This is a genomic window from Streptomyces sp. TLI_55 (assembly GCF_900206255.1).
Classification (GTDB): domain Bacteria; phylum Actinomycetota; class Actinomycetes; order Streptomycetales; family Streptomycetaceae; genus Streptomyces; species Streptomyces aquilus.
The window spans coordinates 7,334,350-7,352,018 of sequence record NZ_OAOJ01000001.1; the positions used below are offsets into that span (position 1 = coordinate 7,334,350).

The 17,669-nt window shown below is 71.9% G+C and carries 18 protein-coding genes; 7 read left to right on the forward strand and 11 right to left on the reverse strand.

What is annotated here, in order from left to right; all coding sequences use genetic code 11:
- Positions 1-44 precede the first annotated feature (44 nt).
- The gene (locus CRP56_RS33605) at positions 45-1,481 is read right to left on the reverse strand and encodes an MFS transporter (RefSeq protein ID WP_097270438.1); all 1,437 of its coding nucleotides are present in this window, start codon (positions 1,479-1,481) and stop codon (positions 45-47) included.
- 82 nt (positions 1,482-1,563) lie between these two features.
- Between CRP56_RS33605 and CRP56_RS33610 the strand changes: the two genes are divergently transcribed.
- On the forward strand, positions 1,564-1,965 hold the full coding sequence (locus tag CRP56_RS33610; RefSeq protein WP_097270440.1) for a winged helix-turn-helix transcriptional regulator: 402 nt from the start codon (positions 1,564-1,566) through the stop codon (positions 1,963-1,965).
- 19 nt (positions 1,966-1,984) lie between these two features.
- Here the strand turns inward: CRP56_RS33610 and CRP56_RS33615 are convergent, their stop codons facing one another.
- The 4 genes from CRP56_RS33615 to CRP56_RS33630 are packed head-to-tail and all read right to left on the reverse strand — an operon-like array spanning position 1,985 to position 4,990.
- On the reverse strand, positions 1,985-2,407 hold the full coding sequence (locus CRP56_RS33615) for an acyl-CoA thioesterase (protein ID WP_097270442.1): 423 nt from the start codon (positions 2,405-2,407) through the stop codon (positions 1,985-1,987).
- Between the two features lie 55 nt (positions 2,408-2,462).
- The gene (locus tag CRP56_RS33620; RefSeq protein ID WP_097270443.1) at positions 2,463-3,089 is read right to left on the reverse strand and encodes a hypothetical protein; all 627 of its coding nucleotides are present in this window, start codon (positions 3,087-3,089) and stop codon (positions 2,463-2,465) included.
- Positions 3,090-3,137: 48 nt separating this feature from the next.
- Positions 3,138-3,737, reverse strand: a complete 600-nt coding sequence (locus CRP56_RS33625; protein WP_097270445.1) for a histidine phosphatase family protein — start codon at positions 3,735-3,737, stop codon at positions 3,138-3,140.
- Between the two features lie 44 nt (positions 3,738-3,781).
- On the reverse strand, positions 3,782-4,990 hold the full coding sequence (locus CRP56_RS33630) for a pyridoxal phosphate-dependent aminotransferase (RefSeq protein ID WP_059195409.1): 1,209 nt from the start codon (positions 4,988-4,990) through the stop codon (positions 3,782-3,784).
- Positions 4,991-5,077: 87 nt separating this feature from the next.
- On the opposite strand from CRP56_RS33630, the gene CRP56_RS33635 reads away from it, so the two are divergent.
- A complete protein-coding gene (locus tag CRP56_RS33635; protein ID WP_097270448.1) occupies positions 5,078-5,704 on the forward strand; it encodes a winged helix-turn-helix transcriptional regulator in 627 nt (208 codons plus the stop codon).
- A 43-nt stretch (positions 5,705-5,747) separates the two neighbouring features.
- Here CRP56_RS33635 and CRP56_RS33640 read toward each other — a convergent pair whose 3' ends face one another.
- From CRP56_RS33640 to CRP56_RS33650, 3 genes are read right to left on the reverse strand one after another with little or no spacing between them, the layout of a single operon-like run.
- Entirely contained in the window at positions 5,748-6,554 is an 807-nt protein-coding gene (locus tag CRP56_RS33640; protein WP_097270450.1) for a hypothetical protein, read from the reverse strand.
- On the reverse strand, positions 6,554-7,819 hold the full coding sequence (locus CRP56_RS33645) for a VWA domain-containing protein (RefSeq protein ID WP_097270452.1): 1,266 nt from the start codon (positions 7,817-7,819) through the stop codon (positions 6,554-6,556). The genes CRP56_RS33640 and CRP56_RS33645 overlap by 1 nt, the downstream gene beginning before the upstream one ends.
- A gap of 25 nt (positions 7,820-7,844) precedes the next feature.
- A complete protein-coding gene (locus tag CRP56_RS33650; RefSeq protein ID WP_097270454.1) occupies positions 7,845-9,374 on the reverse strand; it encodes an IucA/IucC family protein in 1,530 nt (509 codons plus the stop codon).
- 87 nt (positions 9,375-9,461) lie between these two features.
- Between CRP56_RS33650 and CRP56_RS33655 the strand changes: the two genes are divergently transcribed.
- The 3 genes from CRP56_RS33655 to CRP56_RS33665 are packed head-to-tail and all read left to right on the forward strand — an operon-like array spanning position 9,462 to position 12,134.
- The gene (locus CRP56_RS33655) at positions 9,462-10,919 is read left to right on the forward strand and encodes an IucA/IucC family protein (protein WP_097270456.1); all 1,458 of its coding nucleotides are present in this window, start codon (positions 9,462-9,464) and stop codon (positions 10,917-10,919) included.
- Positions 10,920-10,941: 22 nt separating this feature from the next.
- The gene (locus CRP56_RS33660; RefSeq protein WP_097270458.1) at positions 10,942-11,847 is read left to right on the forward strand and encodes a HipA family kinase; all 906 of its coding nucleotides are present in this window, start codon (positions 10,942-10,944) and stop codon (positions 11,845-11,847) included.
- Positions 11,844-12,134 (forward strand): SelT/SelW/SelH family protein, encoded by a 291-nt coding sequence (locus CRP56_RS33665; protein ID WP_097270460.1) that lies wholly within the window; start codon positions 11,844-11,846, stop codon positions 12,132-12,134. The genes CRP56_RS33660 and CRP56_RS33665 overlap by 4 nt, the downstream gene beginning before the upstream one ends.
- Positions 12,135-12,146: 12 nt before the next feature.
- On the opposite strand, the gene aceB is transcribed toward CRP56_RS33665, so the two are convergent.
- Together aceB and CRP56_RS33675 are read right to left on the reverse strand one after the other, a co-directional pair.
- Positions 12,147-13,772, reverse strand: coding sequence for a malate synthase A (aceB, locus tag CRP56_RS33670; protein ID WP_097270462.1), 1,626 nt, complete (start codon positions 13,770-13,772; stop codon positions 12,147-12,149).
- A 187-nt stretch (positions 13,773-13,959) separates the two neighbouring features.
- Positions 13,960-14,559: a nucleotidyltransferase family protein gene (locus CRP56_RS33675; RefSeq protein WP_097270464.1), complete on the reverse strand. Its 600-nt coding sequence runs from the start codon at positions 14,557-14,559 to the stop codon at positions 13,960-13,962.
- Positions 14,560-14,777: 218 nt separating this feature from the next.
- Here CRP56_RS33675 and CRP56_RS33680 point away from each other — a divergent pair, with 218 nt between their 5' ends.
- Entirely contained in the window at positions 14,778-15,068 is a 291-nt protein-coding gene (locus CRP56_RS33680; RefSeq protein ID WP_257041378.1) for a DUF5955 family protein, read from the forward strand.
- Between the two features lie 180 nt (positions 15,069-15,248).
- Here CRP56_RS33680 and CRP56_RS33685 read toward each other — a convergent pair whose 3' ends face one another.
- Positions 15,249-16,043: an IclR family transcriptional regulator gene (locus tag CRP56_RS33685; protein WP_097270468.1), complete on the reverse strand. Its 795-nt coding sequence runs from the start codon at positions 16,041-16,043 to the stop codon at positions 15,249-15,251.
- A gap of 271 nt (positions 16,044-16,314) precedes the next feature.
- Between CRP56_RS33685 and allB the strand changes: the two genes are divergently transcribed.
- Positions 16,315-17,652 carry an allantoinase AllB gene (gene allB / locus CRP56_RS33690; RefSeq protein WP_097270470.1) on the forward strand — a complete coding sequence of 446 codons (1,338 nt, stop codon included), beginning with the start codon at positions 16,315-16,317 and terminating at the stop codon, positions 17,650-17,652.
- Positions 17,653-17,669 lie beyond the last annotated feature (17 nt).

The window sequence follows — 17,669 nt, forward strand, 5'->3', positions numbered from 1 at the left end:
GGGGTCCCGCCGCCGCGCCACTGGCTCCGCCGGCCCGTGTCGGCTCACTCGTCGCGCGGCCGCAAGGCGACCGCCGCCAGCGTCAGCGCCCCGACCGCGATCCCGGCACCCACCCGGAACGCCAGCTGGTAGCCCTCCGCGGTGGCCGTCGTCAGCGTCGTGCCGCCGGCGTTGAGCTGTTCCTCCGTCCGGCTCGCCGCCAGTACCGACAGCACCGCCAGGCCGAGTGAACCTCCCACCACCTGCGTGGTGTTGAAGAGGCCCGACGCCAGCCCCGCGTCCTCCTCCCGGGCCCCCGACATGGCCAGCCCGGTCAGCGCGGGCATCGCGGCGGCGAACCCGGCGGAGAGCAGGAGCAGGGGCGGGAGTACGTCGGTGACATAGGAACCGTCGGCCGGGGCCCGGCCCAGCAGAGCCATGCCGGCGACGATGAGGGCGAGCCCGGCGAGCAGCACCCGGTAGGCGCCGAAGCGGCCGATCGTGTGGGCCGACAGGCCGAGCATCAGCAGGCCGATCGCGATCGGCGCCGGCAGGAACGCGGTGCCGGTGAGCAACGCGCCGTAGCCGAGCACGCGTTGGAGATAGAGCGCGCCGATGAACTGGAAGCCGTACATCGTCGCGATCATCAGGATCTGCACGGCGTTCGCGCCGCTGAGCAGCCGGGAGCGGAACAGGCGCAGCCGTAGGAGAGGGCGGGCAGCTCGGGCTTGGCGGAGTGTGAACGCCGTGAAGAGCGCGAGGGCGAGGGCCGCCAGCAGCAAGGTGGCGGTCAGCTCCCGGTCGCCGGCGCCGACGATGACGTAGACCGTGAGCATCAGGGCCCCGGTGACGAGCGCGGCGCCCGGGTAGTCGGCGCCCTTGCCGAGCCCCTCGCCGCTGTCCGGCGCCAGCACCCGCACCGCGGCCAGCCACGCCACGATCCCGATCGGCAGGTTGATCAGGAAGATCCAGTGCCAGCTCAGCGCCTCGGTCAGCGCCCCGCCGAGAAACGTGCCGAGCGCCCCGCCCGCCGCGCCGACCGCGCTGAACACCGCGATGGCACGGGCCTGTTCCCGCGGCTCGGGGAACAACGCGACCAGCATGCCCAGCACCACGGCCGAGGTCATCGCCCCGCCCACGCCCTGCAACGCCCGCGCCGCGATGAGCACGCCCTGCCCGGTCGCCAGCCCGCACAGCACCGAGGCCGCGGTGAACACGACCAGCCCGGCGGTGAACATCCGCTTGCGCCCGACCAGGTCACCCAGCCGCCCGGCGAGCAGCAACAGCCCGCCGAACGCGATGAGATAGGCGTTCACGACCCAGGCCAGCCCCGGCGCCGAGAAACCGAGGTCGCTCTGGATGGCCGGCATGGCGACCGTGACGATGTTGCCGTCCAGGATCGTCATCAGCGTGCCCGCGCACAGGACGACGAGGGACGCCCAGCGGGAGTACGTTCGGGACGGCGGCCCCGCCTTCGTCGGTGACTCGATCGTGGTCGACATGACCTTCGCTCTCCTTAGGTGCACGACTTGTAACTGAGTGCATCCTGAGTGACCATGAGGAGAGGGGTAAGGAGGCAGTTCGATGTCCCAGAGGAACACCGGTGTAACCGTCGAGGCAGTGAACGCGCACGCGTGCCCGGTCCGGGAAGTTCTTGACAGGGTCGCCGGGAAATGGAGCGTCCAGATCCTGGTCGCCGCCGCCCATGGACCCATCCGGTTCACCGAGTTGGAGCGCAGCATCGAGGGCATCAGCCGCCGCATGCTCACCCTGACCCTGCGCAACCTGGAGCGCGACGGCCTCGTGACGCGCACGGTCCACCCGACGGTCCCGCCGAAGGTCGAGTACGCCCTCACACCCGTCGCCACGGAACTGCACGAGACCCTGCAACGCCTGACCGACTGGGCAGAGCGCAACAGGGTCTACATCGCCGAGTCGCGCGCGGCCTACGACACCGAGCACCAGCCGGAGCTGGTCGACGTCTGACCCCCGGGCCGGCGGCGGCTCACAGTCCGAACAGGGACGGATCCGCCGCCAGTTCCTTGAAGTACTTCCGCGGGTCCGTGACCAGCCTGCGCTCCTTGAGGTCCATCAGCCCCCCGACGGCCGCGATCTCGGCCGCCACCGTGCCGTCCGTCTTGCGGATGGTCTGCTGGATACGGAAGGTCTTCCCCTCGCCCCACTCGAAGGCGCAGCTCACCTCCACCTCGTCGCCCGCCAGCAGCTCCCGCCGGTATCGGATCGTGGTCTCCAGGGCCACCGGTCCCACGCCGCTGCCGATGAGGCCGGCCTGGGTGATCCCGGCCGCCCGCAGCAGCGACCAGCGGGCGTGCTCCGCGTAGTTGAGGTAGACACTCTGGTTCAGATGGCCCTGCACATCCGTCTCGTACCCGCGGACGGTCACCGGAACGGCGAACGGCTCGGTCACGTCAATCACCTCTCGTGCCACGGCAGTTGATGGACCAGATCCTGACACGTGCGCCTTACACCCGTCTCGGCGAGGCCAGCAGATAGCGATCTCGGGTCCGCGGCTCGGTGTACTCGCCGACCTGCCAGCCCGCCGCCTCCAGCGTGACCGAGCAGGCCCGCAGCGCGGCGGCGTCGGGCTCGCGCACGGCGACGGCCTCGGGCTGCGGGGTCGCCCGCACCCGGTAGCCCCGCTCGCCGTCGGCCCCCGCCGGGACATGCCCGGCCGCCTCCAGGGCGAGCGCGGCGGCCTGCACCAGATGCGCCCGCTCCCAGCCGCACGGACGGTCCGTGGCCCCGTCCGGGTTCGTCATCCGGCGCAGCTCCAGCAGCCCCTGCCAGGCACTGTGCACCTCCCGCAGCCGGGCGGGACCCGCGGCCGGCGGAGCCTCCTCACCGCCGATCCGGGCGGCGAACACCCCCGACGCCGAGGGCGTCTCCGGCGCGGGTGCCACGGGCTCGGCGTCCCGCAGGCGATGCCCGGCCGGGGTGAGGAAGTGATCGTGCGGCGGGCGCGCGTGCCGGAACGCCAGCCCGTGCCTGACCAGCGCCGCGAGCTGCGCCTCCGTACCTTTCAGCCGGCCGGTGACGGGATCGGCGGCGTCGATGACGCGGCGCTGCGCGGCGGTGGGCGGACGAGCCACGACGTTCCCCCTTCGGCTCACGGCGTCCCTTTGGAACTCCTTCGAAGACTAAGCCGGGGGTCTGACATTCCACCCGGCGATCACCGGCCGCCCGTGCTCCGTCCCCAGCCGGCACACCGTCCCCGTGGCCAGCTGGAACAGCGCCCCATGCGCCGCGGGCAGCCCCAGTCGCCGGGCCGTCAGCACCCGCAGGAAGTGGCCGTGCGCCACCAGCAGCACCACGCCCTCGGTGTTGGCGAGGGCCGCGTCGACCTTGGCCAGGACCCGGTCGGCCCGCTCGCCCACCTGCTCCGGCGTCTCCCCGGGATGCTCCGGCGGACCGGGCGCGACCCCGTCCGTGAACAGGAACCAGCCGGGCCGGGTGCGCTGGATCTCGACGGTGGTGATCCCCTCGTAGCCGCCGTAGTCCCACTCCCGCAGGTCGACGTCGACCCGGGCGTCCGGCACCCCGATCAGCTCGGCCGTCTCCCGCGCGCGCTGGAGCGGGCTGACGAACGCGGCGCCGATCCGATGGGACCGGATGAGCGGCACCAGCCGCCGCGCCTCCTCCCGCCCGTGCTCGGTCAGCGGAACGTCCGTCCACCCGGTGTGCCGCCCGGACCGCGACCACGCGGTCTCGCCGTGCCGGACGAGAAAGAGATCACCCATGACTCCAGGCTAGGAGCCCGGGCGGGACCGCGCCGCCGGTGTCGCTACTGGCGGTACCCGCTCAGGAACCGCCCGATCCGCCCGATCGCCGCCTCCAGGTCGTCCGCGTAGGGGAGGGTCAGGATGCGGAAGTGGTCGGGGGTCGGCCAGTTGAAGCCGGTGCCCTGGACGACCTGGATCTTCTCGCGCAGGAGGAGGTCCAGGACGAACTTCTCGTCGTCGTGGATCTTGTAGACCTTGGGGTCCAGGCGCGGGAAGGCGTACAGCGAGCCCTTCGGCTTCACGCACGAGACCCCGGGGATCTCGTTGAGCTTCTCCCAGGCCACGTTGCGCTGTTCGTGCAGCCTGCCGCCCGGCAGCGTCAGCTCGCGGATGGACTGGCGGCCGCCGAGCGCGGCCTGGATGGCGTACTGGGCGGGGGCGTTGGCGCACAGCCGCATGGAGGCCAGCATGGTCAGGCCCTCCAGGTAGTCCTTGGCGTGCTGCTTCGGGCCCGTCACCACCAGCCAGCCCGAGCGGAAGCCGGCCACGCGGTACGTCTTCGACAGCCCGCAGAACGTCAGGACGACCAGGTCCGGGGCGAGCGCGGCGGCCGAGTGGTGCACGGCGTCGTCGTACAGGATCTGGTCGTAGATCTCGTCGGCGAAGACCATCAGGCCGTGCCGGCGGGCGAGGTCGAGGATGCCCTCGACGATCTCCTTCGGGTAGACGGCGCCGGTGGGGTTGTTGGGGTTGATGATCACGACGGCCTTGGTGCGGTCCGTGATCCTCGACTCCATGTCGGCGAGGTCCGGGTTCCAGTCGGCCTGTTCGTCGCAGATGTAGTGCACGGCCTTGCCGCCCGCCAGCGTCGTCACCGCCGTCCACAGCGGGAAGTCGGGGGCGGGGATGAGGACTTCGTCGCCGTCCTCGATCAGCGCCTGTACGGCCATCGAGATCAGCTCGGAGACGCCGTTGCCGAGGAAGACGTCGTCGACGTCGACCTCCAGGCCGAGCGTCTGGTAGCGCTGGGCGACGGCGCGGCGGGCGGAGAGGATGCCCTTGGAGTCCGTGTAGCCGTGGGCCTGCGGGAGCATCCGGATCATGTCCTGGACGATCTCCTCGGGCGCCTCGAAACCGAAGAGCGCCGGGTTGCCCGTGTTCAGGCGCAGCACGCTGTGGCCCGCCTCCTCCAGCGCGTTGGCGTGCTCGATCACCGGGCCGCGGATCTCGTAACAGACGTCGCTGAGCTTGCTGGACTGCCGGAACTCCATGCGCTGCTGCCTCTCCGGTTTCGTGTGTTGCTTGGTTTTACCAAGTGGCCGCTTGGAAAGTCCAACGACTTGTCTAGACTGCGTCGCATGTCACCTCGCCGAAGCTACGACCAGTACTGCTCCGCCGCCCGCGCGCTGGACGCCGTGGGGGACCGCTGGACCCTGCTGATCGTCCGTGAGCTGCTCACCGGCCCGCGCCGCTACACGGACCTGCACGCGGACCTGCCGGGCGTCAGCACGGACGTACTGGCCTCCCGGCTGAAGGACATGGAGCGGGACGGCCTCGCGACCCGGCGCAGGCTGCCGCCGCCCGGTGCGGCGTACGTCTACGAACTCACCGGCCGTGGAAGGGAGTTGCTGCCCGTGATCCAGGCGCTGGGGGCGTGGGGCGAGGCGGAGCTGGGGGAGCGGCGGCCCACCGACGCGGTACGGGCGCACTGGTTCGCGCTGCCGTTGCTTCGCGCGCTGGAGGGGGAGGGCCTCGTCGAAGTCCGTTTGGAGGAAGGGGACTTCCATCTGTTCGTCGGCGCCGAGGACGGGCCGGTCTACGGCCACGGACGCGCCCCCGGGGAGCCCGACGCCCGGCTCTCCATGGACGTCGACACCTGTACGGCCATCGGGCGCGGGGAGTTGAGCGTGGCCGACGCGGTGCGGGACGGGCGTATCGAGGTGGGCGGCGACGGGACGCTGGCCAAGGGGCTCAGGAACGCATGAAAAAGGCCCGCTGCGGTGACGCAGCGGGCCTTTTGATGAAGCGTCAGGCGCCCGGCGGCACCCGCGACGGCCGTCCCGCCCCGCGCGTCAGCGAGTACCCGCCGACGCCCGCGAGCGCGGCCAGCACACCGCCCACCGCCGTCCACACCCAGCGGTCGGACCACCAGCCGCCGGACCAGCCGTCCTCCGGCTCGATGCTGGACAGCACGGCCGAGGCGGACGAGTCGTCCTCCGACGCGGCCTCCGACTTCATCGCGATCCCCGGCACCAGCGGCTTCGCCAGCGAACCGTCCACCGCCGCCGCGCCGCCGATGTCCTTGGAGTTCACCTCGACCGACGTCTCGACCGGCTGACCGAGGTCGGCGGTCGTCAGGCCCACGGCCGTCAGCCGGACGTAGTACGTGCCCGGCAGCGGGTCGTTCGCCCACGGCTCCGACCAGGCGCGCACCGTACGCATGACGCAGGCGAGCTCCACGGTCGTCGCGTCGGCCGCCGCGGTGCGGGTCTGCGCCCCGTACTGGCAGGCCTGGCGGCGCCGCAGCCCGTCGTACACGTCGATCTGCCAGGTCTGCCCGGCATGCGTCTGGGGCAGCTTCACCGTCGCCTCGACGGTGGGGCGCTGACCGGCGTCCGCCGGGAACGACCAGTACAGGTAGTCGCCGGTGGAACCGCTCGCGGTGGCCTGCTGCCCCTGCTCGAACTCGGTCGCCGTACGGAAGGACGTACCGGCGGACGTCGGCGCGTCACCGTCGGACGACGCCGACGGCGACGGCGAGGAGTCGGCCGCCGCGGGTGCCACGGCCAGCCCCAGCATCAGCAGCGCCGCACCCAACGCTCGTGTGATCCGCATCAGTTGGTCCTCCAGACCGCGACCCGCCAGCGTGACACCCAGCCCCAGACGAGCCCGGCGAGGAATCCGACCAGCACCAGCAGACCGAGCAGCCACCAGCCGCGCCCGAGACCGAACGAGGCCACGTCGCTGGACGAGGACGGCGCGTCCACGACGTCGACCGTCAGCTCCAGCGGCATGCCCGGCGTGGTCTTCACCCCGGCGGCCGCCGAGAAGGAGTTGGTGACCTGGAGACACACGGTCTCGGCGGCCGGGTCGTCCTCGTCGCTGTCCGCCTTCGGGTAGCGCAGACCCGTCGAGATCACGTCAGTACGGCCGTTGCCCGACGCCTCGCCGCGCACGATCTCACGGCCGTGCACGGTCACCGCCCGCAGCAGCACCCCGTAGGAGGGGTGCACGGCCCGGTCGGCCGCCACGCTCACCGAGGCCCGCAGCTCCTGCCCGGGCTTGACGTCCACCCGGTACCAGCGCTGCTGCCCGAACTCCTCGCGGTCGGTGAACAGTCCGGACTTCAGCGCGGGCGCGTCGGCACACTGCCCGGCACCCTCGGTGGCCACCGGCGTCACCACCGGGTCGGCCGCACGGTCCACCAACTGGTTGACCTTGTCGGTGAGTTCCTCGCTGTGCTCGACCGAGGTGTAGGTACCGCCGGTCGCCTCGGCGATGCAGCTCAGCTGCTGCCGCATCTTGGTGTTCGGGACCAGTCCGAGCGTGTCGATGGTCAGGCCGATGCCCTTGGCCGCGATCTCGCGGGCCACCTCGCACGGGTCGAGCGGGGCGCAGGTGTCCTCGCCGTCGCTGATCAGCACGATCCGCTTGGAGGCGGCGCTGTCGGTGAAGTCGTCGGCGGCCTTCAGCAGCGCCGGGCCGATCGGCGTCCAGCCGGTGGGCGAGAGGGTCGCCACCTGCGTCTTGGCCTCGGTGCGGTCCAGCGTGCTCACCGGATAGAGCTGCGCGGTGTCCTTGCAGCCCGTCTTCTGGTTGTCGCCGGGGTAGTTGGCGCCCAGGGTCCGGATGCCGAGCTGCACCTCCTCCGGGGTCGCGTCCAGCACCTCGTTGAAGGCCTGCTTCGCCGCCGCCATGCGGGTGCCGCCGTCGATGTCCGCCGTCCGCATGGAGCCGCTCACGTCGAGGACGAGGTCGACCTGGGGCGCGGTCCCGCCCGTGGGCTCACCGGCGACCGCCGCGACCGGGAAGGCGATCCCGGCCGTCAGCGCGGCGAACAGGACGCACACTCCTGCCGCCAGCCGTTGTCTTGTGATCATCGGCGGATCCTATGGAACGGAGGTGTCAGCCTCCAAAACGAAGCGGGTTCGGCAGCTGTGCCCACTGGTCCCCGGGCGTCCCCGGCGACAGCCGCATCAGCGTCAACGCCTTGGTGGGCAGCGGGTTCTCACGGAGCGCCACGAGGTCGGGGGTGTCCGGAAGGTCGCGTACGACCGTCTCCAGCGCCTGGCCCAACGCCGCCCCCGACCCCGCCGTCCCGGCCAGCGCGCCCGCCACCAGCGCCCCGAACAGCTTGCGCCGCAGGGCCGTTGCGTCGTCGGTGACGACCCGGCCGCTCAACTCCGGTACGGGGACACCGTGTCGGGCCAGCCGGGCCGGGCTGACGCGGATGTCGGCCAGGTCGCGGTAGACGAGCCGCAGCGGCGCGCCCGTCGCCGACAGCACGACCAGGAGGTTCTGGCCGTGCGCCTCCAGGGCCACCCCGAGGTCCAGCAGCCGCAGCCCGACGGTGAGCGCCAGCCGTGTGAAGTCCGCCAGCCAGGACGCGTTCGACGGCAGATCGGTGCCGGCGAGCGCGGCCACCGGCACCACCCGCTCCCCGCTCCCCGCGTACACCTGCGGCGACTCGCGCACCACGGCGGCCAGGTCGGGGGAGTCGGCGGTGGCCGCGCCCAGGGTGCGGGTGAAGTGCAGCAGGCCGTCCGTGCGGGCCGCCAGCGACTCCGCGAAGGCCGACAGCGTCGCCGACATGCCGATCGAGTACACCGAGATGTCCCGCACCGACGACGTCAGCCGGGCGCTCAACGCGGTCTTCACATGCGGCCCTTCGCCGGTCAGGGCCAGCGTGCGCAGGGACATCAGCGGATGCGCGGCCGGTCCCGCGTCGCCCGCCCGCTTCAGCACATGCGCCGCCTGCCACGGATGCACCGGGATCAACAGCCGCGCCCCGTCCCGCATCCCGGCCGGCCAGTCCCCGGTCACCAGGCACTCGTCGGCCCGCACCGGCATCAGCCGCAGCCCGACCAGCGGCCGGTGCTCGGGCCCGTACGCCAGCTGCTCCGCCACCGAGAAGCCGGGCCGGGAACGGCAGTTGGGGTGGAACGGATGCCCGTCCACGACCCGCTGCTCCCACTCCCAGTCGCTCGCGGGCCACTCGTCCGGGTCGGCCGCCGGCTGTCCGGCCCGCGACAGCGCCAGTGAGGCGACGCTGTGGCCGAGTTCGGCCGCGAGGCCGGTGCCGTGCGGTACGCCGAGGTCGGTGACGAGCCGCGCGGGATCGTCGTACGCGGTGCCGTCGAGCCGTACGACCGAGACGTACGCGGTCGTCGCGTAGGGGTCGGCCGCCGGGCCTTCGAGCCGGCGTCCGTCCTTGAGGCGCAGGGTGAGACCGTGCCCACCGGTGATCCAGGGCAGGGCGAGACCGTCCCGGCCGCTGATCCAGGGCAGCGGCTCGTACGCCAGCGCCCGCCACAGCCGGGTCAGGACGGCGGCCCGGGCGCCCGGCAGCTCGGCCGCGTACCGCGACACCAGGTCGGGGCGCGCCTCGGCCAGCTCCTGGGCGACCTCGGCCTCGGCGGTGGGGGAACGGTGCACGGGTGGGCTCCTCGGGTACGCATAGGTGGCACGGCGGGCGGCCGGCGACAGAGATACTGATCGTCTCCGCCCGCATGTAGAGAACGAGTGAAACGCGTGGACCTCATCCCCCCGGCCGCCGCCGACGCCTATGCTGCCGCGCCGCTGCTGAACTGCCTGCTGCGGGAGGTCGCCGAGGCGCTCCCGGGCGTCGGCGAGCCGCGCACGCACCGGCTGCCCAGCGGCCGCCTGCTGCGGGTGCGGGGCGAGCGGCGGCCCGCGGAACCCGAGGTGCACACCGGAGGCCGCTGGCACCGCATCGGCCACACCGAACTCGTCAAGCTCGTCGCCGAGGAGCTGACCCGCCACACCGGCCTGACCAACCACGAGCTGCCGGCCGAGATGATCGACAGCCGGGACGCGGTGGCCGCCCTGCTGGCGGCACGCGCGCGTGCGACGCCGCCCACGGACCCGTACCTGCTCTCGGAGCAGTCCCTGCTCACCGGCCACCCCCACCACCCCGCCCCGAAGGCGCGCGGCGGCGGCCCGGCCGCCGGCTGGCTGCCCTACGCGCCCGAGGCGCACGCCCGCTTCCCGCTGACGCTGCTCGGCGTGCGCGAGGACACGGTCGTCGAGGAGGGCGACACCTCCGCCCTGGACGCCCTCGGCGAGGCCCCGCCCGGCTACCGGCTGCTGCCCGCGCACCCCTGGCAGCTCGACCTCGTGGACCTCACGGCCGCCTTCGCCGACGGCCGGCTGATCCGGCTGGGCACGACCGGCTTCGACACCTGGCCCACGGCCGCGATCCGCACCCTGTACGCCCCTGAACACGACCTCTTCCTGAAGTTCAGCCTGGACGTGCGCATCACCAACGACATCCGGCGCCTGTGGCGTCACGACCTGCTCAAACTGCGGCGGACCGACCGGGCGGCCACGGAAGCCTTCGCCGGCGGCCCGGCAGCCTGGCTCTCCGACCGCGGCTATCGCACCGCCGACTTCGCCTTCGAGGAACTGGCCGTCCTGGTCCGCGACGGTTTCCAGGGCCACCTCCGCCCCGGCGCGACCCCGCTGCTCGCCGCCGGGCTGGTGGAGGGCTTCGAGGGCGCCCCGTCCGGCGGTGCGGCCTGGTGGGAGGCGTATCTGCGAGCCGTCGTGCCGCCGGCCCTCGCGGCCTTCGCCGACCACGGGGTCGTACTCGAAGCGCATCTGCAGAACACGCTGGTCGCCGTGGACGGCGACGGGATGCCCGTGCAGGCGCTGTTCCGGGACGCGGAGGGTGTGAAGCTGCTGGCGGACGTGGAACGGGCGGCCGGGTGGGAGCGGCTGGTGTACACGCTCGTCGTGAACCACCTGTGCGAGGTCGCCGCCGCCCTCGCCGAGCGTCATCCGGGCCTCGACCCCTGGCCCGCCGTACGCCGTGAGTTCGCCCGTCACGACCTCCCCGAGATCACGAGCCTGCTCGCCTCGCCCACCCTCCCCGGCAAGACCAACCTGCTGCTGCGCTGGACGGAGGCGGACGGTGCGGACGCCCGCTACCTGCCGCTGCCCAACCCGCTGGCACCGTGAGCCCTGGCATACCCTGGCGGGTGTGCTGCGCGAAGTGACTGCTGTTCGATACGTGACCCCGCTGCGGTCCGGCGGCTCCGTGCCCGGGGTCGTCGAGGCCGACGACCTGGGGACGTACGTCGTGAAGTTCACCGGCTCCGCGCAGGGCCGCAAGGCGCTGGTCGCCGAGGTGATCGTCGGCGAGCTGGCCCGCGCGCTCGGGCTGCGCTTCCCCGAACTGGTCCTGGTGCACTTCGACCCGGCGATCGCGGACAGCGAGCCCCACCAGGAGGTGCGCGAGCTGCACAGCGCCAGCGCCGGCCTCAACCTCGGCATGGACTATCTGCCGGGCGCCCGGGACTTCACCCCGGAGGTCGCGGGGAGCTTCCCGGTCGACTCGCTGGAGGCGGGCCGGATCGTCTGGCTCGACGCGCTGACCGTCAACGTGGACCGTACGGTGCACAGCTCGAACCTCATGGTGTGGCCCACGCTCGGCGTCGCGCCGCCGCGCCTGTGGCTGATCGACCACGGCGCCGCACTCGTCTTCCACCACCGCTGGGACGGCACGGACCCCGCCAAGCGGTACGACTTCCGCCACCACGCGCTCGGCCACTACGCCCCCGACGTCCGGGCCGCCGACACGGAACTGGCCCCCAAGGTGACGCTCGACCTGCTGCGCGAGGTCACCGCGGCCGTCCCCGACGCCTGGCTCACGGACCACGCCACCCCCGACGAGGCGCGTGAGGCGTACGTGGCGTACCTCCACGCGCGCGTGCAAGCGTCGGCGGACTGGCTGCCCATGGACTTCCCCACCCGGGAGGAACTCGCCGCCGAGGAGGCCCTCCGTGCGGCGAAGAACCAGCGAGGACGTCCCGCGTGGCTCAAGCAGGTCCCCGATCTGCACGGCAAGCCCGCGGCGGAACAGGATTGGTCGGTGCACCTCGGATGAGCCCCGCGAGCCCCGTCGTACAGATCGAGTACTGCACCCAGTGCCGTTGGCTGCCCCGCGCGGCCTGGCTGGCGCAGGAGCTGCTCACCACCTTCGAGCAGGAGCTGGGCGAGCTGTCCCTCAAGCCCGGCACCGGCGGCGTCTTCGTCGTCCGGGTGGACGACGAGGTGGTCTGGGACCGGCGCGAGCAGGGCTTCCCGGAGCCGACGGCGGTGAAGCAGGCCGTACGCGACCGAGTGGCCCCGGGAAAGTCCCTGGGCCACTCGGACAAGGCGGTTCAGGAGTAGGTCAGGAGTAGGTCAGCCCTTGAGCTGCTCGTACGCGGGCAGGGTGAGGAAGTCCGCGTAGTCGTCGTCGAGCGACACCTCCAGCAGCAGGTCGTGGGCCTGCTGCCAGTGGCCGGCCGCGAACGCCTCCTCGCCCAACTCGGCGCGGATGTTGGCGAGTTCCTCGGCCGCGACCTTGCGGGCGAGCTCAGGCGTGGCGAGTTCACCGTTCTCGAACTCGACACCGGCGTTGATCCACTGCCAGATCTGCGAGCGGGAGATCTCGGCGGTCGCCGCGTCCTCCATGAGGTTGAAGATGGCGACCGCGCCGAGCCCGCGCAGCCAGGCCTCGATGTAACGGATGCCGACCTGGACGGCGTTGACCAGGCCGTTGTACGACGGCTTGGCGTCCAGCGAGTCGATCGCGATCAGGTCGGCGGCCTCGACGTGGACGTCCTCGCGCAGCCGGTCCTTCTGGTTGGGCTTGTCGCCGAGGACCTTGTCGAAGGACTCCATGGCGATCGGCACCAGGTCGGGGTGGGCGACCCAGGAGCCGTCGAAGCCGTCGGCGGCCTCGCGGTCCTTGTCGGCGCGGACCTTCTCGAAGGCCACCTTGTTGACCTCGGCGTCCCGGCGGGACGGGATGAAGGCCGCCATGCCGCCGATCGCGTGCGCGCCGCGCTTGTGGCAGGTGCGGACGAGGAGTTCGGTGTACGCCCGCATGAACGGGGCCGTCATCGTGACCAGGTTGCGGTCCGGGAGGACGAACTTGGCGCCGCCGTCACGGAAGTTCTTGACGATGGAGAAGAGGTAGTCCCAGCGGCCCGCGTTCAATCCCGACGCGTGGTCGCGGAGTTCATAGAGAATCTCCTCCATCTCGTACGCCGCCGTGATCGTCTCGATCAGGACGGTGGCGCGGATGGTGCCCTGCGGGATGCCGACGTAGTCCTGCGCGAAGACGAACACGTCGTTCCACAGGCGGGCTTCGAGGTGCGACTCGGTCTTCGGGAGGTAGAAGTACGGGCCCTTGCCGAGGTCGAGGAGGCGCTGCGCGTTGTGGAAGAAGTAGAGGCCGAAGTCGACGAGGGCGCCGGGGACCTGGCTGCCGTCGGCGTCGACGAGGTGGCGCTCGCCCAGGTGCCAGCCGCGCGGGCGCATGACGACCGTCGCGAGCTCCTCGTCGGGGCGCAGGGCGTACGACTTGCCGGTCTTCTCGTCGGTGAAGTCGATGTTCCGGGTGTAGGCGTCGGCGAGGTTGACCTGGCCGAGGACCACGTTCTCCCAGGTGGGCGCCGAGGCGTCCTCGAAGTCGGCGAGCCAGACCTTGGCGCCCGAGTTGAGGGCGTTGATGGTCATCTTGCGGTCGGTGGGGCCGGTGATCTCGACGCGGCGGTCGTTCAGGGCGGCGGGGGAGGGGGCGACCTTCCAGGAGTCGTCCGCGCGGATCGCGGCCGTCTCCGGGAGGAAGTCGAGGGTGGAGGTGCGGGCGATCTCGGCGCGGCGCTCGGCACGGCGGGCGAGGAGTTCGTCACGCCGGGGCGTGAACCGGCGGTGCAGCTCGGCCACGAAGGCGAGGGCCGCGTCCGTGAGGACCTCCTCCTGCCGGGGCAGGGGCTCGGCGTCGACGATGGCCAGCGGGGACGGCGCTGGTGCGGACATGAGCTGTCACTTCCTTCAGCGAGCGTGGCACCGGGTGCCAGTCGAACCGGGTACGGCGAGGAACGCCCGTGGAGCGGTAGGGCGCTTCTGAACAGTGGATACTAGTTTCCTCATCGTGGAAGTTCAATGGTTTGTTGATATCGAGATTCTCTGAGTCGAGGAAAGGTGGCGCTCAGTGCCACCCCGTTCACTCAAGGTGGTGCAGATCGGCGACGGTGTCGATGTCGTAGGGCCGGGCGACGTCGCCGCACTCGACGAGCGCGACCTGAGCGGCGTGCTCCTTCAGATACGCACGTGCCCCTTGGTCCCCCGTGGCAGTCGCGGCGATCCCCGCCCAGTGCGCGGACCCGAACAGCACGGGATGCCCCCGTACGCCGTCGTAGGCGGCCGAGACGAGCGCCGTCTCGTCGGTGTACGCGGCGCGCACCCGCGCGAACGCCTCCGCCCCGATGCCGGGCTGGTCGACGAGCGACACCAGCGCCGCCCGCGCGCCCGTGCCGGAGAGCGACTCGAGACCGGCTCGAAGCGAGGACCCCATACCGCCGGCCCACTCCGGGTTGTCGACGAGCACGCAGCCCGCCAGATCGGCCTTCTGCCGTACGGCGTCGGCGGCGGCGCCCAGGACCACGTGCACGCGCGTGCAGCCCGCCGCGCGCAGGACGCTCACCGCGTGTTCCACCAGTGGCCTGCCGCGATGATCCAGCAGCGCCTTGGGCCGCCCGCCGAGCCGCCGGCCGCCGCCCGCCGCGAGGAGGAGTCCGGCGATCTGGTCCTCGTTGTCCGTCATGCGTCCTGCATACCTGACGCCCGGGCAAGTGGCCGGTTTCGAGAGGCTGAATTTCGGTCCGCGCGGTGGCGCGGCGCGCCCGGCGTGGCGTTTACTGACCCGCGTCCCCCGGCGCCCGACCAGTGCCACGGGGCTGTTTCGGACGGGATCACGAGGTGCGGCGCACGACAGGGTGCGCCGGGGGGAGAGCTGTGTTGCGGAGCTTGGGGCAGAGGCCGGTGACCGGCAGCGACGAGGACGATCCGAGAGTGGCGGGACTGCGCACCGCGGTGTCCCGGCTGCGCCGCCAACTCGCCGCGCACCCGGCCGAGTTCCCCGACCGCGCGATCGCCGAGGACGAACTGGCGGCGCTGGCCGCGATGACGACCGACGGGGCACCGGAGATTCCCCGACTGCGCCGCTCACTGCTGCTGATCGCGGGGGCGATCGGCTCGGTCAGCGCGCTGTCGCGGGGGCTGGCGGAGGTGCGGGACGCGGTGGAGCTGTTCGGGGGGCCGGGGCGGGGCTGAGGCTCGGCGGGCTTGACGTGGGGCTGGGGCTCGGCGGGCTTCGCGCGGGGCTGAGGCTCAGCGGGCTTCACGTGGAGCTGAGGCTCAGCGGGCTTTACGAGGGGCTGAGGCTCGGCCGGATTCGCGCGGGGCTCTGGTCGGCCAGCGCCTGCGACAGTTCCAGCCGAGGCTCAGCCGGCTTCACGCCGGGCTCTGGCTGGCCAGTGCCTCCGAGAGTTCCGTCGCCACCTGCTGGAGCACCGGCACGATCTTGTCGGTCGCCGATTCCGTGACCCGCCCTGCCGGGCCGGAGATGGAAATCGCCGCGGCCGTGGGGGAGTTGGGCACCGACACCGCGAGGCAGCGGACGCCGATCTCCTGCTCGTTGTCGTCGACCGCGTACCCGAGCTGCCGTACGTCGGCCAGCGCCGCGAGGAAGCCGTCCGGCGTGGTGATCGTCTTCTCCGTCGCGGCCGGCATGCCGGTACGGGAGAGCAGCGCCCGCACCTCGGCGTCCGGGACGTCGGCGAGGAGGGCCTTGCCGACGCCGGTGGAGTGCGGCAGGACGCGGCGGCCCACCTCGGTGAACATGCGCATCGAGTGCTTGGACGGCACCTGGGCGACGTAGACGATCTCGTCGCCGTCGAGCAGCGCCATGTTCGCCGTCTCGCCGGTCTCCTCGACCAGCCGGGCGAGGTAGGGGCGGGCCCAGGTGCCGAGCAGTCGGGAGGCGGACTCGCCGAGACGGATCAGGCGGGGGCCGAGGGCATAGCGGCGGTTGGGCTGCTGGCGGACGTATCCGCAGGCCACGAGCGTGCGCATGAGGCGGTGGATGGTGGGCAGCGGCAGCCCGCTGGTCGCGGAGAGCTCGCTGAGGCCGACCTCGCCGCCCGCGTCCGCCATCCGCTCCAGCAGATCGAAGGCGCGCTCGAGGGACTGGACCCCGCCACCGGCGGACTTGGCGGAGTCGGTGGTGCTGGCGCTGGACGTCGGCACGGCGCGTTCCTTTCGGGACCTGGCAGGAAGGGCAGAAGCCTACCCGGCAGTCGGTTGACTCCCTTGTTGTGCGTAGCTACGTTCTGCCTGGCGGAATTCTAATTCCGCCTTATGGAAACGTCCAGAGTGTGGGCGCCGGAGGTGCTGTGGGGAAGTGTGCCCTTGACGGCGCGAGAACGGGAGTGAAGACTCCTTCAACAGAAAGTTGAATTCCGTTACGCGGAAGTAAACCGGTGTCAGAGAAGTAAACCGGTGTCAGAGAGGGGTCCGGGTGTCCGACGCTGAACTGGTGCTGCGCTCGACGCGCGTCATCACTCCGGAAGGGACGCGCGCCGCCTCGGTCGCGGTCGCCGCCGGCAAGATCACGGCCGTACTCCCGTACGACGCCGAAGTACCCGCCGGTGCCCGCCTGGAGGACGTCGGCGACCACGTCGTCCTGCCCGGTCTGGTCGACACCCACGTGCACGTCAACGACCCCGGCCGCACCGAGTGGGAGGGCTTCTGGACCGCCACGCGCGCGGCGGCGGCCGGCGGCATCACGACCCTCGTCGACATGCCCCTCAACTCCCTCCCGCCGACCACCACGGTCGACCACCTCCGCGTCAAGAAGGACGTCGCCGCCGACAAGGCCCACATCGACGTCGGCTTCTGGGGCGGCGCCCTGCCGGACAACGTCAAGGACCTGCGCCCGCTGCACGAGGCCGGCGTCTTCGGCTTCAAGGCGTTCCTGTCGCCGTCCGGCGTGGACGAGTTCCCGCACCTGGACCAGGAGCAACTCGCCCAGTCCCTCGCCGAGATCGCCTCCTTCGGCGGCCTGCTGATCGTGCACGCCGAGGACCCGCACCATCTGGAGGCGGCCCCGCAGCAGGGCGGCCCCAAGTACGCCGACTTCCTGGCCTCCCGCCCGCGTGACGCCGAGGACACGGCGATCGCCCAACTCATCGCTCAGGCCAAGCGGTTGGACGCGCGTGTACACGTCCTGCACCTGTCGTCGAGCGACGCCCTGCCGATCGTCGCCGCGGCCAAGGCCGAAGGCGTCCGCCTCACGGTCGAGACCTGCCCCCACTATCTGACCCTGACTGCCGAGGAAGTCCCGGACGGCGCCAGCGAGTTCAAGTGCTGCCCGCCCATCCGCGAGTCCGCCAACCAGGACCTCCTCTGGCAGGCGCTGGCCGACGGCACCATCGACTGCGTGGTCACGGACCACTCCCCGTCGACGGCCGACCTGAAGACCGCAGACTTCGCCACCGCCTGGGGCGGCATCTCCGGCCTCCAGCTGAGCCTCGCGGCGGTCTGGACCGAGGCCCGCAAGCGCGGCCACGGGCTGGAGGACGTCGTCCGCTGGATGTCCACGCGCACCTCGGAGTTGGTCGGCCTGGACCAGAAGGGTGCCATCGAGGCCGGCCGCGACGCCGACTTCGCGGTCCTCGCCCCCGACGAGACGTTCACCGTCGACCCGGCGGAACTCCAGCACCGCAACCGTGTGACGGCGTACGCGGGCAAGACCCTGTACGGCGTGGTGAAGTCGACCTGGCTGCGCGGCGAACGCATCGTCGCGGACGGCGAGTTCACGGACCCGAAGGGCCAACTCCTCACCCGCACCCCCTGACTTCACCACCGCACCCG